General features: G+C 60.1%; 3 protein-coding genes. 1 reads left to right on the top strand and 2 read right to left on the bottom strand.

All coding sequences use genetic code 11. The features are described 5' to 3' along the window. Positions 1 to 74: 74 nt before the first annotated feature. Positions 75 to 335: a WGR domain-containing protein gene (locus WCA53_RS23200; RefSeq protein WP_423915985.1), complete on the top strand. Its 261-nt coding sequence runs from the start codon at positions 75 to 77 to the stop codon at positions 333 to 335. 301 nt (positions 336 to 636) lie between these two features. On the opposite strand, the gene WCA53_RS23205 is transcribed toward WCA53_RS23200, so the two are convergent. Next, on the bottom strand, positions 637 to 1,344 hold the full coding sequence (locus WCA53_RS23205; RefSeq protein WP_423915988.1) for a hypothetical protein: 708 nt from the start codon (positions 1,342 to 1,344) through the stop codon (positions 637 to 639). Positions 1,345 to 1,416: 72 nt separating this feature from the next. After that, a partial coding sequence (locus WCA53_RS23210; protein ID WP_423915991.1) for an HU family DNA-binding protein occupies positions 1,417 to 1,676 on the bottom strand: 260 nt, incomplete at its 5' end.

Raw genomic sequence — 1,676 nt, forward strand, 5'->3', positions numbered from 1 at the left:
CGACGTATGTTCATGCTCGTGATCCAAAACCATCCGCACAGCGCGGGCTCGCACCTCAGGCGAGAACTTGTTCGTTGTCTTGCTTATCATGGCTCCACCCTCTCAAGAGTTGGAGCCTCCGGCAAACCCGGCGCGGTTCAATCCGGCGCTGGGGCCGCATCGGTTGCCGAGGCCGGAAACGCCTTCAGTTCTTCAGGAGTGAGGATGCGTCACGGGCCCAAGTAAACCTGGAAACGTGGCTCACTCGAAAGCGCAAGCGCGGGTATGCTCCAAGGAGCGCACAGGCACGCCCTGCCCTACTCTGCCACGACAGCGCATCGAGCTTAAGTGATTGATCCTGCGATCCCGATCCCACGACGGCCAGTCAGAAGGAAACCTACCGTGCGCCGGTCAGCGGAGGGGCCGTCCCTAACAGGCTGCCGGTGCGCGACCAAATCATTACCGGAACTTCGCTACAGAGGAGGCTTGTCGATGAAGATCGCCTTGGCCGAGCACTGCTCGTCCAGGCCATAGGGCGAATCGAGCGCATTCGGTTGTTGGTCGATTGAGAGCCTGGCGTCCGCTTTGCGAGCGAAGATCCGCTCCTGACCTAGCAATCATCCGGCGACGAGTCAGGCCGGTAGGACAGAAGCGCGCCTACGCGCGACGTTCTCGTCGCGCCTCAATTCTGCGCTTCCAGCTTTCTCCCGGACTGAGTTCGTCGCGAAAGACGTAGCGACCGAGGATTCGACTTGCGCGCGTGGTCGATGAAGGCTTGCCGACAGGCGGCAAGCCGGAGATTGAACTCACCGGTGAAGGTTCACATTGTTTGGCGGACGGCCCAGGATAGTGGTCGAGTTTCTCTTGCTTTTGTGCAGGACGGCGGCTCCGTTTCTCCGACCTTGGCGCTCCCGCCTTCTTAACGCGCAGGTGCGAGGTAGTGGGATCCTTTAACCGAAGTAAGGGGTCGACCGCGATCGAAGGCTCGAGATCTTCGGCGGGATAAGTGTACTCGCCAATGTGACCAGCCACTGTCCCGTCTCCCCGTTCTTGCGCGGCATGGGCCGCTTTCGAGGCGCTGCCGTGGCTCTTCAATTGAGCGCCTCGGGCGTCGGTCTGCTCGGTCACAGGCGCGGTCTCTATGAGGTTCGGAAGAACGCGGCCGGGCACAATTGATGGCGATATGAGGTCCGATGGCGGGTGGGCCGCGACGGTCTTGAACGCGGACATCGCGATCCGATTCGCCTTCTCATCGCCTCCCGGCGGCGCCGGCTTCGCGTGAGCCCAACCCAGTTTTGCACTCCCGGTGTTCGGCCGCTTGGCCTGGCGGTATTCGACGGTGAACGAAGGCGTTGCGCGTTTCAACGGCATCCTCAAAATTAGTGAACTCTGATGACCCCAGCTGCCAAAAAGGCCCGATGAGTCTGATGCCCGCGTTCAGGCGTTCAAGACGTCCTTCACTGCCTTGGCAGGCGAAAAGGAGAGCTTCTTCGACGCGGCGATCTTGATTTTCTCACCGTTGGCCGGATTGCGGCCCTCGCGTTCTGGCGAAGCCTTGACCTTGAACTTACCAAATCCAGCTAAGGAAACTTCGTCGTCGCTCGCCGCGGCCTTGACGATGCTTTTCAACACGCTGTCCAGAATCGCCTGCACTTGCGCTTTTGATATGTCGTGAGTTTCTGCCACGATTGTGACGA

It is taken from the genome of Caballeronia sp. (assembly GCF_049581465.1).
Classification (GTDB): domain Bacteria; phylum Pseudomonadota; class Gammaproteobacteria; order Burkholderiales; family Burkholderiaceae; genus Caballeronia.